Raw genomic sequence first — 18,172 nt, forward strand, 5'->3', positions numbered from 1 at the left:
TCATGTCCGTAACCGGCCGTGGATCCAACCGGCTTGGTTCGCGGCGATGGAATCGGGCCATCGATGGCTCATGCCCGCGCGGCCGCTCCGGGTCAGTGAGGTATGCGGCGCGGCGGTCGCTGCCGGACCTCGTCCCGGAAGATCTCGATGGCACTGCTGACCTGACGGATGAGCTGGGTGTCCTCGATGCGGTCGAGATAGAGGCAGTTGCGGGCCACTCCCGTCGAGCTCGAAGGCGAAACAGAGCGTCATCAGCGGGTTGATGAACAGCTCGCCTCCAGTACGAGGCCGTGGCTCACCCCGTGGTACGCGTCGATGCCGAAGCCGATGGAGACGACGAGGCGTTCCGGCACGTCGATCGCGGCGAGCGCGGCGACGCTGGTCAGGTCCTCCTCGGGTGTGCCGAGGCCGGACTCGTCGCCGCGCATCAGGATGTCCGTACCGCCGTCGACCAGGACGACCGCATCGATGTCGTACTTCTCGATCAACGCCCGGTAGGCGGCACGCAGCGGTTGCACGCCCACCCGGGAGAAGGCGTGGACCGTGCTCGGGTAGCCGTGCAGGCCGAGCCACTGGGCGAGCGTCCGCTCCGGGAAGTACGCCTGGTGGAGGGCCGTTTCGGGGGTGATGGCGGCGACGTCCGGCGCAAGCCGGGATTCGAGGGGCAGCCCTTCGAGAGCGCTGAACGACAGATTGGCGAGCTGTACGTGCTTGCCCTGGTGGAACAGGGAGAGCGCGATGGGCAGTCCGGCGTAGATGTCGAAGCCGCCGCCGGCCCCTGTGACGAGGACACGTTCCGCGGATTCGAGCCGGGCGAACAGGGGGTTGGTGTGCAACGAGACCATGGAGATCATTCTGCGTTTCACGGCGGTCACCTCGGGACTGCTCCGTCCGGGCGTGACCCGTGCCACGCCCGGCACCGTACGATGGCGCGGTGCTGGTCAAGTGGATTCGTTGCACCGTGGTGGACCGTCGAGGTTTTGAACGGGGGCAGCGGGAGTGGGCGGGGCTGCTCGGCGAGCCCGGATTCAGGGGACAGGGCGGCGGGTGGAGCCGGGGGCGTCCGGATGTGGCGCACATCTTCGCCTTCTGGGAGAACCGCGTCTTCTACGACTCGTTCATGGCACGCGCGCACGACGACCTGGCCGCCGTGCAGTCCGGCACGTACAGCGGCATCCAGGTCAAGCTCTTCGAGTACCGCTTCGATGTGAAGACCGGCTTCGAGCCGCGCTTCACCGACGCGGATGTGGTCCGGGTGGCGCACAGCAAGGTGCGCGAGGACCGGGTGGAACACTTCGCGTTGATGCAGGAGAAGGTGTGGAATCCGGCGATGGCCGGCTCGCCCGGCATGCTGCGCGGGGTGTTCGGGGAGGCGCCGGGGCAGGAGTTCCTCGTGCTGTCGATGTGGCAGTCGAGCGCCGAGCGCGGCAAGTACCGGGCGGGGAGCATCGAGCGGCTTTCGCAACGGGCGCAGACCGAGGAGGACGTGGCGGAGCTGGCGGGGGACGTCGTGCAACTGGAGCCGTCGTGGACGGTGTGACCGGCCCGGCCGGAGCGGAACGGCCGGGACGATGAACCGGGGGCGCTCCGGGCGGCCCATCAGGCCGATTCGGCAGGGGAGTTGAAGACCCACGACCGGATCTTCCTGGAGCAGGTCGCCACCGCGGTGCTGGAGGTCGACGCCGACCGGCGTACGGTCGTGCGCTACGGCGGTGGCTACGAGGGATTCCGTGCCGAGCAGCGCGCCGCACGGCAGCGCTGGGACCAGTGGCGCGAGGAAACCGCGCAACTGGAGGAGTACGCGACGACCACCGCCCATGGCGTCGCCGCCGGCCGCGCCATCAAGGACAACAACAAAGTGGCGTACGACCGGGCAGCGGGCCGGCTCCAGGCCTCGGTGTCCGGCCGCGTCCGCAACGCGCACAAGCGCCTGGAGCGGCTGAGGTCACAGCCCGTCCCCAGACCCCCGGACCCGCTGCGTTTCGCCGCCCTGCCCACGGCCGGCGCGGCCGAGGGAGAGCTGGTCTCCCTGACGGACATACGGGTCGGCGACAGAATCGCGGTCGACCGGCTCTCCGTGGAGGCGGCCGGAGACTGCTGATCCACGGAGGCAACGGCGCGGGGAAGTCCACCCTGCTCAGAGTGATGGCGGGCGTGCTCGAACCGGACGAGGGCCGTGTGGTCCGGCGGGGCGGGATCGGCTACCTCGCGCAGGAGATACCGGTGCACCGTCCGGCGGAGTCCGTGCTCACCACTTTCGGCCGAGGACTGCCGCTCACCGATGACGAGCAGGCGGAACTGCTGCTCTCGTACGGGCTGTTCCGTCCCCGGGACCTGCGGGTGCCGGTCGGATCACTCTCGGCGGGGCAGCGCAGGCGGCTCGCCCTCGCCCGTCTCCTGGCCCGGCCCGCGGATCTGCTGCTGCTCGACGAACCGGCGAACCACCTGGCACTCGGGCTCGTACAGGACCTGGAGGAAGCGCTGGCCCACTGGCCGGGCGCACTGGTCGTGGTCTCGTACGACCGGCTGCTGCGCCGCCGCCTCACCGGCGACATCCGACGGATGGAGTCCGGCCGACTGCTCGAATGAGCCGCTGCCGTTCGAGAGGCCCTAGGGTCGGTACATGGCACGACCGCAACGCATTGTCCTAGTCAGGCACGGGGAGTCCGAGGGAAACGCCGACGACACGGTGTACGAGCGCGAGCCGGACCATGCGCTGAGGCTCACCGCGACGGGGCTGAGGCAGGCCAGGGAGACGGGAGCACGGCTGCGCGACCTGTTCGACGGCGAGCGGGTCAGCGTGTACATCTCGCCCTACCGCCGCACCCACGAGACCTTCAGGTCCCTCGGCCTGGACCTTGAGCGGGTACGGGTACGGGAGGAACCGCGCCTGCGCGAGCAGGACTGGGGGAACTGGCAGGACCGCGACGACGTACGGCTGCAGAAGGCCTACCGGGACGCGTACGGCCACTTCTTCTACCGCTTCGCGCAGGGGGAGTCCGGAGCCGATGTGTACGACAGGGTCGGGGCCTTTCTGGAGAGCCTGCACCGGAGCTTCGAGGCCCCCGACCATCCGCCGAACGTTCTGCTGGTCACACACGGACTGACCATGCGTTTGTTCTGCATGCGCTGGTTCCACTGGTCGGTCGCCGAGTTCGAGTCACTGTCCAACCCGGGCAACGGAGAGACCCGGACGCTGATACTCGGAGAGGACGGGCGCTACACCCTTGACCGGCCGTTCGAGCGCTGGCGTACCCCTGAGCCGTACGGCATCACCGGATAGAGTGGAGGGGCGATGACAACCGCTGACTCTGCCTCCGGCCAACGTTTCGAACGTGCCCTTGCCAGCCTGCGCGGGCTCTCCGTGGGAGACGCACTGGGCTCCCAGTTCTTTGTGCCCGTCAACTATCCGCTGCTGAAGCAACGCGAACTTCCACCAGGTTCCTGGCAGTGGACGGACGACACCGAGATGGCGTGTTCGGTGCTGGCCGTGCTGGTGGAGCACGAGCGGATCGACCAGGACGCGCTCGCCCATTCCTTCGCCGGCCACCACGACTTCGACCGGGGGTACGGCCCCGCCGTGAACCGGCTGCTCAGGCTGGTCCGGGAAGGCGGTGACTGGCGGGAGCTGGCGTCCGCACTCTTCGACGGCCAGGGCTCCTGGGGCAACGGCTCGGCGATGCGCATCGCCCCGCTCGGCGCCTGGTACGCGGACGACCCGGAGCAGGCCACGCACCAGGCCGAGATCTCCTCGTACACCACGCACCAGCATCGGGAGGCGGTCGTGGGCGCGATGGCCGTCGCGGCAGCTGCCGCACTCGCGGCGGCGCCGGCTGGGCCGCCCACCCCGGCGGACCTGCTCGACGGCGTCATCGCGCTCGTACCGCGCAGCGCCGTCGGTGCCGGACTGCGACGGGCACGCGACATGCTCGACTACGGCGACGCCGGAACGGTCGCGGCGGTCCTCGGCAACGGCCGGCGTACCAGCGCACACGACACCGTTCCGTTCGCCCTCTGGTCGGCGGCGCGGAGCCTCGGCGATTTCGAGCAGGCCTTCTGGGTGACCGCCCAGGCCGGCGGGGACGTCGACACGACCTGCGCGATCGCCGGCGGGGTCGTCGCGGCGAGCCGTGCGGGCGCGCCGCCTGCCGACTGGACGGCACGGACGGAGGAGCTGCCGGACTGGCTCCCGCGGTAGGGCGGCGCCACGGAACGCCTGCCAGGGGCTGCCCGACTGTCACGGTACTGCCACAGCTCCTCCTCGCACAGCCCGCACCAGCGAGCGGAAGCTAATCTTTCGGCCACGCCGCCGCCGATGATCATCCAGACGGGCGTGCGCCGAAAATGAGACGCCGGGGTTCTTCAGCCGCTGCCCTGCGGGCGGTGTGCGCGGCCCTCGGTGGGGGAGGGGTCCCATGTCCGATCACACGTCAGAAACGCCCCGGCCGGCCGATGCTCCCGAGCCGTCCGAGCCGTCGGGGCAGGCTGGAACGCCCGAGCAGCCCGCACTGTCGAAGGCTCCGCCGCCGGAGCCCGGGGGCACCGTTCCCGAGCCGCCGAAAGTGCCGGGATACGCACAACGGGGTGGGCACCGGCAGCCGGCCGATCCTTGGAGGCGGAGCAGTCCCCAGGCCTCCGCACTGTCGACGCTGCGCCCGGCAGCTGCGCCGGCCGCCATCCCTGGTGCGACGCTCTGCTGCGTCATCGTCACGGCGATACTGAGCGGCCTGTTGCTGGGCGACGGTCTCGGCCTGAACGCGCTGATCGTCGCGGCACCCGCGACGCTCGGGGCCTTTTTCGCCGCGCGGACCACCGGTCGCCGCCTCCGCCCGTGGACGGCCTTCTGGGCGGTCGGCGGACTGGCGCTCCTCGCCGTCCCGGCCCTCCGGGACGCAGGGTGGCCCGTCTTCCTGGCCGTCGTGTCGGCGGTCGCGCTGGGCTCGCTCGCCCTGCACGGCAGCCGCAGCTGGCTCGGGGTGTTCCTGGGTTCGCTGGGTCTGTTCAGCGCCATCGCCGACGGTCTTGCCTGGGGCGGACGGGGCGTGCGCGCGCGGATGTCGGGGTCCCGCGGCCGGCTGGGTGGTGTTCTCCGCAGCGCCGCGGTGGCGGTCGTCCTGCTGATCGTGTTCGGGGCGCTGTTCGCGAGCGCCGATGCCGCTTTCGCCGACGTGCTCGGCAGCCTGATGCCCGATGTGTCGGTCAGCGGCAGCCCGTGGCGATTCCTCCTCTTCCTGACCGGCCTGGTCGGCGCGCTCGCCGCCGCGTACGCCGCGGCCGCTCCGGTGCGCTGGGACGGCCTCACCGTTCGCCGGGGAAAGCCCCGCGGGCGACTGGAGTGGGCCCTTCCGCTCGTCGTGCTGAACCTGCTGTTCGCCGTCTTCATCGCCGTCCAGCTCACTGTGCTGCTCGGTGGCTACGACAAGGTGATGGCCGAGACCGATCTCAGCTACTCCGCATACGCCCGGCAGGGTTTCTGGCAGCTTCTCTGGGCCACACTCCTCACGCTGCTGGTGATCGCGCTCGCCCTGCGCTGGGCCCCGCGCGGGCGAGGGAGCGACCGCACCCTCGTTCGGACCGTGCTCGGCGTGCTGTGCCTGCTCACCCTGATCGTCGTGGCCTCCGCGCTGAGGCGGATGGACCTCTACGTCGACGCGTACGGTCTGACGCGGCTGCGGATATCCGTGGCCGCGGTGGAACTCTGGCTGGGCGTGGTGCTTGTCCTGATCATGGCCGCCGGAGTGTTCGGTGCCCGCCTGCTGCCGCGGGCCGTGGCCGCGAGCGCGGCCGTCGGCGTCCTCGCGTTCGGACTGGCCTCGCCCGACGGGCTGATCGCGGAGCAGAACGTGCAGCGGTACCGCGACAACCAGTCGATCGACATCGACTACCTCCGGGGCCTCTCCGCCGACGCCGTACCGGCCCTGGACACGCTGCCCGAGCCGCTGCGTTCCTGCACCCTCAGGGACATCGAACGGTCACTGCGCTCCGACGACGCCCCCTGGTACGCCACCAGCTGGGGCGAGGCGCGGGCCCGGGACATTCTGCGGAAACGGAGTCCGGAGGACGCGGCGCAGTCCTGTGCGCGGTCGTCGCGCACGGGTGTCGGGGGCAGCTCTCGTGACGGTGACGAGAGCGATCCGTACGACCCGTACTGACCGGTCCGGGCCGCGCGCGTGCGGCCGGTGGGGCATGAACGGGTCCGGGACGGCCGACGGGCGCCCCGGGGTGTCGCGGGCGCCCCCATCGGCGTACGCTGACAGGCGCCATGCCGTACGAACCACCCACGCACACCGTCGAGCGCTCACTGCGCGCTACCACCGGTGCCAAGACCGTCGCCGGTGTCGATGAGGTCGGACGCGGAGCGTGGGCGGGACCGGTCACCGTGTGCGCGGCCGTCACCGGCCTCCGCAGACCTCCCGCCGGACTCACCGACTCCAAGCTGATCAGCCCCAAACGCCGCGCGGAGCTCGCGCCGTTGCTGGAGCGCTGGGTCACCGCGTTCGGTCTCGGCGACGCCTCCGCGCAGGAGATCGACGAGCTGGGGATGACGGCCGCGCTGCGCCTCGCCGCCGTCCGCGCCCTCGAAGCCCTGCCGGTCCGGCCGGACGCGGTGATCCTCGACGGCAAGCACGACTACCTGGGCCGTCCCTGGCAGGTCCGTACGGTGATCAAGGGCGATCAGTCCTGTATCCCGGTCGCGGCCGCCTCGGTGATCGCGAAGGTCCACCGGGACACGATGATGGCCGAACTGGGCGCGGATTCCGGGAAGTACGCCGATTTCGCCTTCGGGGCCAACGCCGGTTACCCGTCGCCCGTACACAGGGCCGCGCTGGAGGAGTGGGGGCCGACACCCCACCACCGGCTTTCGTGGTCCTATCTCGACGCGCTGCCCAAGTGGCAGCACCTCAAGAAGGTCCGCATCTCCGCCGAGGCGGCTGCACTGGAAAGCGGGGGCCAGCTCGGCTTCGACTTCTGATCGCGCACAAGTACCCACCCGCCGACGCCCCGAGCGCCGGCGTTTGATAGACAACCACCCATGCCTCTCATCCCCGAGGAGCCTCAGATTCACGAGAGCGCCCAGGGTCCCCGCGTCACTCCGGCCGCAGGCCGCACCGCGCCGACCCCCCGTCCTGTACCCGGTCCGCGTTCAGCGGCCACGCCGCGTCCCGGTCGCCCCGGGCCCGGCCCCGCGAGGCCCGCGCCCCCGGCGCAGCGCCCGCACCCCGCCTCTGACCGTCCCCGGACGGACCGGCCGGAGAATCGTTCCGCACCGCAGATCCAGCTGATCCCCGCCTCGGCAGCCGGCGCACTCGACGCCGCCGACGAAGCTGTGGACCTGCTGCTCGACTCCGGCCGCGCACCGGGCGACATCCTGGTGCTCACCACCGGCGAGCAGCACCCGTGGGCCGCGCACGAACTCTCCTTCGGAGAGGCCGCCTACTGGGCGCAGCACGAGTCCGGCGACGATGTCTTCTTCGCCGGTGCCGCGGCCGCGGACCGGGTGAACGCCCGTCCGGTGGTGATCGTCGCCGTCAACGGTGGTGAGGCCGTCGCCGACGCGCTGACCGGGGCGCGGGAACGCGCCGGAGCACTGCTGATCGTGTGCGGGGACCCGCAGCGGATCAACGCGGTGCTCGGTGCCGGCGTCTGACCCGCAGGACACAGCACCGTGACGGCCCGGCTGCCCGACAGGGCGGCCGGGTCCGTGGCCACGGTCAGCGGGCCGCGGTGCGCCGCAGCGGCTGCGCCGCGCCGCCGCCGGAGCGCAACGGAGCCGGATCCGGGCCGAGCGAGGTGTCGGCGAGGGCGGACGGCCGTGACGTGGAGCTGGGACGCCGACCGCCCCGGCCCTCGCCCAGCACCTGCCAACCGCCCCGGGTCAGCGTGATGTACGCGCCGCACCGCAGGCCGTGCAGTGTGCATGCGTCCCGCAGGCCCCACATCCACGCTCCGTCCTCCTCCGTCCAACGCTCGTCGCCCTCACGGCAGTAGAGAAGCACCGCGGTACGGACCGGCGTGCGGCGGCGGAGATCGTGCGGGATGACCCGGCGCAGGTGCGCCAGCAGCGCGTTGCGGAACTCCCAGCCGTCCGCGGCCGTGGAGCGGCGGGCGAACGAGGCGCTGGCCGTGAGGCGCTCCTCATGGTCGAGCACGGCGACCACAGCGGTCGACGGGGTCGGCCTGTGCCGTGCGTGCAGGCCGCTGACGACCTCGCGGGGGCTGCGCAGCAACGGTATGCCCGCTTCGGCCCACTCGGCCGGTTCGAGCATCCTGGCGAGACGGTTGGCCGAGTCGGCGGACGTAGATATCGAAGTGGCTGTGGACGGAGCGAATCCGAAGGTCACGATCCTCCCTTCGCATACGCGCCCATGGTGCGGGCAGGGCCGAGTGAGGGCGCACCGGGGCACAGTCCTTCCGGGCCGCGAAAGGGACTGTGCGGGGAGCGAGTCCAATTCTTCCTGGCGTATCGGCGGGCGGCAACGAGCAATTGGCGCGGCTGACGGGAATCAGCCGGAATGACTCTGATATCCCTGCCCACGCCATGCCCGGACGACGCCTCCTGCCCCGCCCGAACGACGAGGACCAGCGAAAACACCCCGTCCGCCCCGGTCGGCCGCTTCAGGCCCGCTGCCACCGCCCGGCGCCCGGCCGACGCGCGTGTGTCCTGTGAAGTGGATTCGCCGATTGTCAGTGCCATCGGGTTGCATGGAGGCATGGACAACCTGGAGCTCCGCGCCGAAGCCGATGCCATCCTCGCCGAGCTCGTCGGCGGCCCGGGAGGTTCGGCGCGGCTCCGGGAGGACCAGTGGCAGGCGGTGGCGGCCCTGGTGGAGGAGCGTCGACGGGCGCTGGTGGTGCAGCGCACGGGCTGGGGCAAGTCGGCGGTGTACTTCGTCGCCACCGCTCTGCTGCGTCGGCGTGGCTCAGGGCCCACGGTGATCGTTTCGCCGCTACTGGCGCTGATGCGTAACCAGGTCGAGTCGGCGGCGCGGGCCGGTATCCGGGCGCGCACCATCAACTCGGCCAACCCGGAGGAGTGGGAGACCATCTACGAGGAGGTCGAGCGCGGCGAGACCGATGTCCTCCTCGTGAGTCCGGAGCGTCTCAACTCCGTGGACTTCCGCGATCAGGTGCTGCCCAAGCTCGCGGCCACCACGGGTCTGCTGGTGGTGGACGAGGCGCACTGCATCTCCGACTGGGGGCATGACTTCCGGCCCGACTACCGCCGGTTGCGGGCGATGCTCGCCGAGCTCGCCCCCGGCGTGCCGGTGCTGGCCACCACCGCGACGGCGAACGCGCGGGTCACCGCGGACGTGGCCGATCAGCTGGGCACCGGTGCCGGCGAGGCCCTGGTGCTGCGCGGTCCGCTGGAGCGGGAGAGCCTGCGGCTGGGCGTCGTCCGGCTGCCGGACGCCCCGCACCGGCTGGCCTGGCTCGCCGAGCACCTGGACGAGCTGCCGGGCTCCGGGATCATCTACACCCTCACCGTCGCCGCGGCGGAGGAGGCCACAGCCTTCCTGCGGCAGCGCGGCTTCCGCGTCGCCTCGTACACCGGAAGGACGGAGAACGCCGACCGGCTGCAGGCCGAGGTCGACCTGCAGGAGAACCGGGTCAAGGCACTGGTCGCGACCTCGGCTCTGGGCATGGGCTTCGACAAGCCGGACCTGGGCTTCGTGGTCCACCTCGGCTCGCCGTCCTCGCCGATCGCCTACTACCAGCAGGTGGGGCGCGCGGGGCGCGGGGTGGCGCACGCCGATGTGCTGCTGCTGCCGGGCAAGGAGGACGAGGCCATCTGGCGCTACTTCGCCGATACTGCCTTCCCGCCCGAGGCACAGGTCCGGCAGACCCTCTCCGCCCTCGCGAGTGCGGGACGGCCGCTGTCCGTGCCGGCTCTGGAGGCGGCGGTGGACCTTCGGCGCACCCGTCTGGAGTCGATGCTGAAGGTGCTGGACGTCGACGGCGCGGTCAAGCGGGTCAAGGGCGGCTGGACGGCCACGGGCGCCGAGTGGGCGTACGACGCCGAACGCTACGCGTGGGTCGCGCGGCAGCGGGCAGCCGAGCAGCAGGCCATGCGGGACTACGCGAGCACGGCCCAGTGCCGGATGGAGTTCCTGCGCCGGCAGCTGGACGACGAGGGGGCGGCCCCGTGCGGCCGCTGTGACAACTGTGCGGGGGCCTGGGCCGACACGGCCGTTTCCGCCGAGACGCTGACGGGCGCGACGAAGGAACTGGACCGGCCCGGGGTGGAGGTCGAGCCGCGCCGCATGTGGCCGACGGGGATGCCCGCACTGGGCATCGACCTCAAGGGCCGTATCCCGGCCAAGGAGCAGTGCTCCACCGGGCGTGCCCTGGGGCGGCTCTCGGACATCGGCTGGGGCAACCGACTGCGCCCGCTGCTGGCCGACAACGCACCCGACGGTCCGGTACCGGACGATGTCCTGCGGGCCGCGGTGGCGGTCCTCGCCGACTGGGCGCGCTCCCCGGGCGGCTGGGCACCGAATGCCCCGGACGCCTCCGCCCGGCCGGTAGGAGTCGTCGCCGTACCGTCCCTGACCCGCCCGCAACTGGTCGGCTCCCTCGCCCAGGGAATCGCGACCGTCGGCCGCCTCCCCTTCCTCGGCACCCTGACGTACACCGGGCCGAGCGGTGCGCACGCGGCCCGGCGCAGCAACTCCGCCCAACGCCTCAGGGCGCTCTCCGGAGCGTTCGCCGTCCCCGAGGACCTGGCCGGCGCCCTGGCCGACACCCCTGGCCCCGTTCTGCTCGTGGACGACTGCACCGATTCCGGCTGGACCCTCGCCGTCGCCGCCCGCCTGCTCCGGCAGGCAGGCAGCGAACAGGTTCTTCCGCTGGTCCTCGCCGCAGCAGGCTGAGATCGTTCGTGCCCGTGCCGCGACGGCCGGCTCGCGCCGAGCACCCGTGAGCGGACCGCACCACGGTCGCCGATCCGGGCCCGGCGCCCGTCGACGACGGACATGCCTCCATGCAACCCGATGGTCACGGCGGAGCGCCAACGATCCCGCGCCCCTGTGGACAAAGTTATCCACAGGGGTCGCGGAATCCGGCCGCCCGCGGGACGGTCATGCCATGAACCAGCACCACGAATCCACCGGTCCGGCCGACGAGCAGCAGATCACCCTGCGAGGCCCTGCCGAACTCGCCGATGCCCTCCCGTATCTGATGGGGTTCCACCCGAACGACAGCGTGATCATGGTCGCCCTGCACGGCGGCAGGGGGCGCTTCGGCGGCCGGCTCAGGCTCGGCATCCCGCAGGCGCCGCAGGAATGGGCGCCCGTCGCCGAGCAGCTCGCCGAGTGCCTGATCAAGGGGAGCGAGCGGCGTGGGGAGCGTCCTGACGCGATCGTCATCTTCCTCTGCCAGGATCCCGCCGAGGGCGAATCCGGCAGTCAGATCATGGAGCGGCTGCGGCCGTTCGCCCAGCGTCTGCGTACGGCCTGCGGCGCCCTGGACGTACCGGTGCTCGAAGCGCTCTGCATCTCTGACGGCCGGTACTGGTCCTACTGCTGCCCGGACGGGCGCTGCTGCCCGGCGGAGGGGAACCGGATGGCCATGCCCGGCACTTCGGTGATGGCGGCCGCCGCCGCGTACGCGGGCATCCAAGTACGCGGATCGCTGCGGGAGATGGAGGCGAGGCTCGCACCGCTGAAGACCTCGGCGACGACAGGCCAGCAACGCGCACTCGACTCGGCGGGTGCCGAGTTGCTGCCCAGGCTCCTCGACGAAGAGGGACGAGAGGATGTGGCCCGAGAGACCTTGGACCTCGCCCGGCGGCTCATGAAACGCCTCAGGGAGGCGCCGACGGGGGCGCCCTCCATCTCGGACATCAATGACGACCGGCTGATCAGCCATGACGAGGCAGCAGCTGTGATCCTCGGCCTCCAGGACCGGGAGACCCGCGACCGGGCCGCGGAATGGATGGAAGGCCCGGAAGCCGATTCGGCGTTGCGACTCTGGCGCGCACTGTCCCGTCGTTGCGTGGCACCGTACGAGGAGCATGCTGCGGCGCCACTGACCCTGGCCGGATGGGTCTCGTGGTCGACGGGCGATGAACCGGGCGCACGGGTTGCCCTGGGCCTCGCTCTGCGGGCGGATCCCGACTACACCTTTGCCCAGCTTCTTCACGAGGCGTGCAACCAGGGCCTCGACCCGGAGACCCTGCGCCGCTGCCTGCGCGGGGAGCGCAGCGCACGAACGGGGCGGCGCGGCCACCGGCCGGACCGCAGCACGCGACCCCGCACGGCGCGGCCGACCGCCACCCGCCGGAAGAAGGCCCCGTCCGGCCGCGCTCGTCCCGAATCGTCGGCCAGCCGGCGTCGGTCCGGGCAGGCCGCCCCCGGCCGGCGTGCATCAGGTGGCGAGGGATGACCCGCATGCCCCGTCGCTACGGAGGGCGGGAGACACGACAAGCGAAAAGGCGGCGAACGGCTCCTGGAAGAGCATGGCGAAGGGAGTGTTTATCGTCAGGCAGACGACTATGATCACCGCATGCCGCCCTACGACCCGTCGACCTTCCCGCCCTTCGCTGTCACCGTCGACCTGGTCGTGCTCACGGTGCGCCGCCATGCGCTCTGCGCGCTGGTGGTACGCCGTGGTGAGCCACCGTTCCAGGGGCGATGGGCGCTGCCCGGCGGGTTCGTCAAAGCCGATGAGGACCTCGGAGCCGCAGCAGCGCGCGAGCTGGTCGAGGAGACCGGCCTGTGCGCCCAGGACCCGGCGGCCCCGGCGATCGGGAACGGCGCCCATCTCGAACAGCTCGCCACCTACGGCGATCCCGGTCGTGACCCGCGGATGCGGGTCGTCAGCGTCGCCCATCTCGCCCTGGCGCCCGATCTGCCGGCCCCACGTGCGGGCGGCGATGCGAACAGCGCGCGATGGGCGCCCGTCGACGATCTGCTCGGGGCGGAGGGGAGCTTCGGCCACGATGGTGAGGACCAGGCCCCACTGGCCTTCGACCATGCGCAGATCCTCGCCGACGGTGTCGAACGTGCCCGTTCCAAAATCGAATACTCCTCCCTGGCCACTGCCTTCTGTCCGCCGGCGTTCACGGTCGGCGAGCTCCGGAGGGTGTACGAGGCAGTGTGGGGAGTGGTTCTCGACCCGCGGAACTTCCATCGCAAGGTCACCGGCACCCCCGGCTTCCTGGTGCCCACCGGCGGCACGACCACCCGCCAGGGCGGACGCCCGGCCCAGCTCTTCCGGGCCGGTGCGGCCACCGTGCTCAACCCTCCGATGCTGAGGCCGGAAGTCTGACCTCGCGGAACGCCCAAGGGGTCGATGCTGCGCAAAAAGTCGGATATGTCACGTTATCTTTCTGCGGTACCTACCCTGCCGCCGAGCGGTCATACCTTCCGCGAGAGAAGCGATGCTCCAGGCCATCGGACTCACCAGCGCCCCCCGCCGCGGTCTTCCGGCCGCCGTGGACGATCTCACCTTCGAAGCCCGGCCCGGCCAGGTCACCGCACTGCTGGGTGACTCCGGCTCGGGCAAGACCGCAGCCCTCCGCCTCATGCTCGAACTGGACCCGGGGCGGGGGGTCGCCTACTTCCGGGGCAGACCGATACACCGGATCCCGCACCCCGCGCGTGAGGTGGGTGTGCTGCTCGGAGACGTACCGGGGCACCCCGCCCGTACCGCTCGCGGTCAGCTCCGGATGCTCGGCGCCGCCGCGGGCGTACCCTCGGCGCGGGCTGATGAACTGCTCGAGCTCGTTGGTCTCGCCGGGCTCGGGGACCAGCGCATCGGCGCACTCTCGCTCGGCATGGACCGGCGGCTCGCCCTTGCCTCGGCGCTGCTCGGTGATCCCCACACGCTCGTCCTCGACGATCCGGCAGAAGGCCTCGCGCCGCGCGAGGGTGGTTGGCTGCACGGGCTGCTGCGGGCCCATGCGGCCCGGGGCGGGACCGTTCTGTACACCACTGCGGACCCCAAGGAGGCCGCGCGCGCCGCCGACCGTGTGGTCACCATCGACGGCGGTCGCCTGGTCGCGGACCAGGACGCCGGTGACTTCTCGCGGACCCGCCTCCGCCCCCGGGTCGCGGTCCGGACCCCGCACGCGGCTCGCCTCGCGGCAGTAGTCAGCCGCGAGGCCCGAGCGGCCCGGCGCTCGGTCGAGGTGGTCGCCGAGACCGGTGGCCGCCTCGCCGTGTACGGCTCCACCTGCGCGGAGATCGGTGACATCGCGTTCCGGCACGGGCTCCCGGTGCACCAACTGGCCGACGAGGTCGGCGACACCGGCTCCACCGCACCCGGAGAAAGCACGGACCCCACGGAGCCCGGAGGCCCGGCAAATTCCCCGCGCCTTCCAGATCCCGCAGGGCCTGACGGCCACACGGGATCGTGCGATCCGCGACCGGTCGCGCGGGCGTCGGTCCCGGAACCGGCACCGCCCATCCGCCGCCACCCGGCCCCCGGCCCGCTTCATCCGCTGCGGTACGAACTGCGCCGCCTGCTCGGCGTCAGAACAACAACCTTGATCATGGCCGCTGTTCTGGTCGTCTCCGTCGGACTCTCTGTGCTCCTCGCCCGCACCGGTCATGCTTCGTTGCCGAAGGTACTGGCGGCCTGGCCGTCGCTGCTGCCGCTGCCGCCCGCGGCGGTCGGGGCCGGGCTGCTCGGCGCCCTGTCGTTCGGTGACGAATTCCGCTATCCCGCCCTTGCCGCGGGCCGAGGCACCGTTCCCCGCCGTCTGGGGCTGCTTCTGGCCAAGCTGGTGGTATCCGCGGGTGTCGCCGCGGTGCTCGCTCCGGCCGTCGTGCTGGCCTCTGCCGGAACCCTTCGCCTCGTGTACGGCCACGACTGGATGCATGTCCCGCCGAACCTGGTTTCCCTGGGTGTGAGTTGGGTGGCGCTGACCGTGGGCTGCGCCTGGGCGGGCCTCCTGGCCGCCGGAGTCTTCAGGGTGACGACGGCCGGTGTCGCCGCGGTGCTTGCCGTTCCCGTACTCGTCGTACCGCTCGTCCAGCTGGTGCTGACGGCACCGGGCTCCCGTCCGGTCACCGGCTTTCCGGCCAGGCTCCGCGAGCTGATGTGGCCGCGCTGGCCGCACGAGACGGACCGATGGGTGGCGCTCGCCGTGGGCGTCGTGGCGCATCCGGTGGGGGCCGCGTTGGTGTTGTCGCTCTCGGTCCTGGTCATCGCCTATCTGTTCACCGGCCTTCTCGGCAGGCCCCGTTGGTGGCCTCGGAGGGCCGCCGGATCGGGACAGGCCATGTAATCTCTTTGAAAATGCCTGGTTTATACCAGTAAAGCGTCAATTGGGGGGCTGACGCCGATCACCCTTTCGTGTGCTTTTCACCAAAGACCTCAAGAGCCGAGTGAGCCGCGCCGACAAAGGATGCGTGAGTACCCTTGCGCACACCATGATGACCGCCGCCCGCTCCGCCGATTCCGGCCTCGCCGGCCCGGGTGAACTCGATCGCTACCCGTATGCGGAGGCGCCGGCCGGCGAGCGTGCCGCTCTTCGCTCCTGGGAGGGCTCCGACGTCGACCTCGGCCGGGTGAGCCGGCGGGGCTCGGCCAGTAGGGGCCGCGGCCTCCACGGCCAACTCGTTCAGCAGCTGGGTCAGATGATCGTTTCGGGCGACCTGGGCGCCGACCGTCCCCTCGTGCCGGAAGAGATCGGTCAGCGTTTCGAGGTCTCCCGCACCGTCGTACGCGAATCGCTGCGTGTTCTTGAGGCCAAAGGCCTGGTCAGCGCCCGGCCCAACGTGGGTACCCGGGTCCGCCCCGTCAGTGACTGGAACCTGCTGGATCCAGACATCATCGAATGGCGCGCCTTCGGTCCTCAGCGCGAGGACCAGCGTCGCGAGCTCGGAGAGCTCCGGTGGACGATCGAGCCCCTTGCTGCGCGTCTCGCCGCAGGCCACGGTCGTGAGGACATTCAGCAGCGCCTCGGCGACATGGTGGAGATCATGGGGCACGCGGTCGGGCAGGGGGACACGATCACCTGCTCCCGGGCCGATGCGGAGTTCCACTCCCTGCTCATCCAGGCGGCCGGCAACCGCATGCTGGAGCACCTCTCCGGCATCGTTTCCGCGGCCCTTCAGGTCTCGGGCGGCCCGGTCACGGGCTGTGACCGCCCCAGTGAGGCATCCCTCGGCCATCACGCCCGGATCGTCGATGCCCTTGCGTCCGGCGACGCGGCGGGTGCCGAGGCGGCCATGCGTCAACTGCTCGTCGTCCACCCCGAGGTGGAGCATGTGGTGCCCGCGCCCCGCGAGCACTGAGCACAGCACGGCCACGGTGTGCGAACCGTGTGCCGCCGGGCCGTCACGGTCCGGCGGCACGGTTGCGGGGCTTCTGTACCCTTGGTCATGTTCGTCGCAAATGAGGTGTGACTCGGGCCACGCGGATTGGGCGTAACACTCCTCGAAACAGTGCGATGACTTAAGAGGTGACCGCCGCGGAAGGAATACAGCAGCCATTGAGTGCGCTGTGCAGTTCTGAGGCGACACCCGCGCCGTCGGTACATTCCCAGACCGGCGGTCGTCGGCTCAACCCCTTTCCGGGGCCGGGCCGGAAGCCGTTTCCATCGTTCCGAGAGGTTGTTCGTGTCGGCCAGCACATCCCGTACGCTCCCGCCGGAGATCGCCGAGTCCGAGTCTGTGATGGCGCTCATCGAGCGGGGAAAGGCTGATGGGCAGATCGCCGGCGATGACGTGCGTCGGGCCTTCGAGGCTGACCAGATTCCGCCAACCCAGTGGAAGAATGTTCTGCGCAGCCTCAACCAGATCCTCGAGGAAGAGGGTGTGACGCTGATGGTCAGTGCCGCGGAGCCGTCCAAACGTGCCCGCAAGAGCGTCGCAGCGAAGAGCCCGGTCAAGCGCACCGCCACCAAGACTGTCGCGGCCAAGACAACCGTGACCAGGACGGTCGCGGCCACTGCCGCCCCGTCGGCAGAGACCGTGGGCGTGGTGGCTGACGATGCTGCCACGGCCGGCCCGGCGAAGAAGGCAGCAGCCAAGAAGACGGCTGCCAAGAAGACCGCCGTGAAGAAGACGGCGGCCAAGAAGACAGCAACGAAGAAGTCCGGAAAGCAGGACGACGAGCTCCTCGACGGCGACGAGGCGGTCGAGGAAGTCAAGGCCGGCAAGGGCGAGGAAGAGGAGGGCGAGGGCGAGAACAAGGGCTTCGTCCTCTCCGACGACGACGAGGACGACGCACCTGCGCAGCAGGTCGCCGTCGCCGGCGCCACCGCCGACCCGGTCAAGGACTACCTGAAGCAGATCGGCAAGGTTCCCCTTCTCAACGCCGAGCAGGAGGTCGAGCTCGCCAAGCGGATCGAGGCCGGTCTGTTCGCCGAGGACAAGCTGGCGAACTCCGACAAGCTCGCCCCGAAGCTCAAGCGCGAGCTGGAGATCATCGCCGAGGACGGCCGCCGCGCCAAGAACCACCTGCTGGAGGCCAACCTCCGTCTGGTGGTGTCGCTGGCCAAGCGCTACACCGGCCGCGGCATGCTCTTCCTGGACCTCATCCAGGAGGGCAACCTCGGTCTGATCCGTGCGGTCGAGAAGTTCGACTACACCAAGGGCTACAAGTTCTCCACGTACGCCACCTGGTGGATTCGTCAGGCGATCACCCGCGCCATGGCCGACCAGGCCCGCACCATCCGTATCCCGGTGCACATGGTCGAGGTCATCAACAAGCTCGCGCGCGTGCAGCGCCAGATGCTCCAGGACCTGGGCCGTGAGCCCACGCCGGAGGAGCTGGCCAAGGAACTCGACATGACCCCCGAGAAGGTCATCGAGGTCCAGAAGTACGGTCGTGAGCCGATCTCCCTCCACACCCCGCTGGGTGAGGACGGGGACAGCGAGTTCGGTGACCTGATCGAGGACTCCGAGGCGGTCGTCCCGGCCGACGCGGTCAGCTTCACGCTCCTCCAGGAGCAGCTGCACTCGGTGCTCGACACGCTCTCCGAGCGTGAGGCGGGCGTGGTCTCGATGCGCTTCGGCCTCACCGACGGCCAGCCGAAGACCCTGGACGAGATCGGCAAGGTCTACGGCGTGACGCGTGAGCGCATTCGTCAGATCGAGTCGAAGACCATGTCGAAGCTGCGCCACCCGTCGCGTTCGCAGGTGCTGCGCGACTACCTCGACTAGGTCGCAGGAGTAAGCGGACCGAGGGCCCGGATCCCCATGGGGGAGCCGGGCCCTCG

The 18,172-nt window shown here is 70.8% G+C and carries 15 protein-coding genes and 1 pseudogene; 14 read left to right on the top strand and 2 right to left on the bottom strand.

Annotated elements, in window-relative coordinates:
- Positions 1-92: 92 nt before the first annotated feature.
- Positions 93-845: pseudogene (locus tag BT364_RS30265) on the bottom strand (DUF1152 domain-containing protein).
- 89 nt (positions 846-934) lie between these two features.
- Between BT364_RS30265 and BT364_RS30270 the strand changes: the two are divergent.
- From BT364_RS30270 to BT364_RS30300, 8 genes are all read left to right on the top strand, one after another.
- The gene (locus BT364_RS30270) at positions 935-1,540 is read left to right on the top strand and encodes a YdbC family protein (protein ID WP_072488425.1); all 606 of its coding nucleotides are present in this window, start codon (positions 935-937) and stop codon (positions 1,538-1,540) included.
- Between the two features lie 81 nt (positions 1,541-1,621).
- Positions 1,622-2,101, top strand: coding sequence for an ATP-binding cassette domain-containing protein (locus tag BT364_RS44385; protein WP_371268664.1), 480 nt, complete (start codon positions 1,622-1,624; stop codon positions 2,099-2,101).
- Between the two features lie 44 nt (positions 2,102-2,145).
- Positions 2,146-2,589 (top strand): ATP-binding cassette domain-containing protein, encoded by a 444-nt coding sequence (locus BT364_RS44390; RefSeq protein ID WP_371268665.1) that lies wholly within the window; start codon positions 2,146-2,148, stop codon positions 2,587-2,589.
- A gap of 34 nt (positions 2,590-2,623) precedes the next feature.
- Positions 2,624-3,283 carry a histidine phosphatase family protein gene (locus BT364_RS30280; RefSeq protein ID WP_072488426.1) on the top strand — a complete coding sequence of 220 codons (660 nt, stop codon included), beginning with the start codon at positions 2,624-2,626 and terminating at the stop codon, positions 3,281-3,283.
- A 12-nt stretch (positions 3,284-3,295) separates the two neighbouring features.
- A complete protein-coding gene (locus BT364_RS30285) occupies positions 3,296-4,198 on the top strand; it encodes an ADP-ribosylglycohydrolase family protein (protein WP_072488427.1) in 903 nt (300 codons plus the stop codon).
- Positions 4,199-4,415: 217 nt separating this feature from the next.
- Positions 4,416-6,152 carry a DUF4153 domain-containing protein gene (locus BT364_RS30290; RefSeq protein WP_177328287.1) on the top strand — a complete coding sequence of 579 codons (1,737 nt, stop codon included), beginning with the start codon at positions 4,416-4,418 and terminating at the stop codon, positions 6,150-6,152.
- Between the two features lie 110 nt (positions 6,153-6,262).
- The gene (locus tag BT364_RS30295; protein ID WP_072488428.1) at positions 6,263-6,973 is read left to right on the top strand and encodes a ribonuclease HII; all 711 of its coding nucleotides are present in this window, start codon (positions 6,263-6,265) and stop codon (positions 6,971-6,973) included.
- Positions 6,974-7,033: 60 nt separating this feature from the next.
- Positions 7,034-7,648: a hypothetical protein gene (locus BT364_RS30300; RefSeq protein WP_072488429.1), complete on the top strand. Its 615-nt coding sequence runs from the start codon at positions 7,034-7,036 to the stop codon at positions 7,646-7,648.
- Positions 7,649-7,712: 64 nt separating this feature from the next.
- Here BT364_RS30300 and BT364_RS30305 read toward each other — a convergent pair whose 3' ends face one another.
- A complete protein-coding gene (locus tag BT364_RS30305; RefSeq protein WP_072488430.1) occupies positions 7,713-8,342 on the bottom strand; it encodes a hypothetical protein in 630 nt (209 codons plus the stop codon).
- 369 nt (positions 8,343-8,711) lie between these two features.
- Between BT364_RS30305 and BT364_RS30310 the strand changes: the two genes are divergently transcribed.
- From BT364_RS30310 to BT364_RS30335, 6 genes are all read left to right on the top strand, one after another.
- Positions 8,712-10,871, top strand: coding sequence for a RecQ family ATP-dependent DNA helicase (locus BT364_RS30310; protein WP_072488431.1), 2,160 nt, complete (start codon positions 8,712-8,714; stop codon positions 10,869-10,871).
- A gap of 214 nt (positions 10,872-11,085) precedes the next feature.
- The gene (locus BT364_RS30315) at positions 11,086-12,384 is read left to right on the top strand and encodes a DUF4192 domain-containing protein (RefSeq protein WP_072488432.1); all 1,299 of its coding nucleotides are present in this window, start codon (positions 11,086-11,088) and stop codon (positions 12,382-12,384) included.
- A 120-nt stretch (positions 12,385-12,504) separates the two neighbouring features.
- Positions 12,505-13,269: an NUDIX hydrolase gene (locus BT364_RS30320; RefSeq protein WP_072488433.1), complete on the top strand. Its 765-nt coding sequence runs from the start codon at positions 12,505-12,507 to the stop codon at positions 13,267-13,269.
- 112 nt (positions 13,270-13,381) lie between these two features.
- Complete coding sequence (locus tag BT364_RS30325) at positions 13,382-15,232, top strand: ABC transporter ATP-binding protein (RefSeq protein ID WP_072488434.1); 1,851 nt, start codon at positions 13,382-13,384, stop codon at positions 15,230-15,232.
- 124 nt (positions 15,233-15,356) lie between these two features.
- Complete coding sequence (locus BT364_RS30330) at positions 15,357-16,244, top strand: FadR/GntR family transcriptional regulator (protein ID WP_177328288.1); 888 nt, start codon at positions 15,357-15,359, stop codon at positions 16,242-16,244.
- A 324-nt stretch (positions 16,245-16,568) separates the two neighbouring features.
- The gene (locus BT364_RS30335) at positions 16,569-18,116 is read left to right on the top strand and encodes an RNA polymerase sigma factor (protein ID WP_072488447.1); all 1,548 of its coding nucleotides are present in this window, start codon (positions 16,569-16,571) and stop codon (positions 18,114-18,116) included.
- Positions 18,117-18,172 lie beyond the last annotated feature (56 nt).

This window comes from Streptomyces atratus, from assembly GCF_900119365.1.
Classification (GTDB): Bacteria; Actinomycetota; Actinomycetes; order Streptomycetales; family Streptomycetaceae; genus Streptomyces; species Streptomyces atratus_B.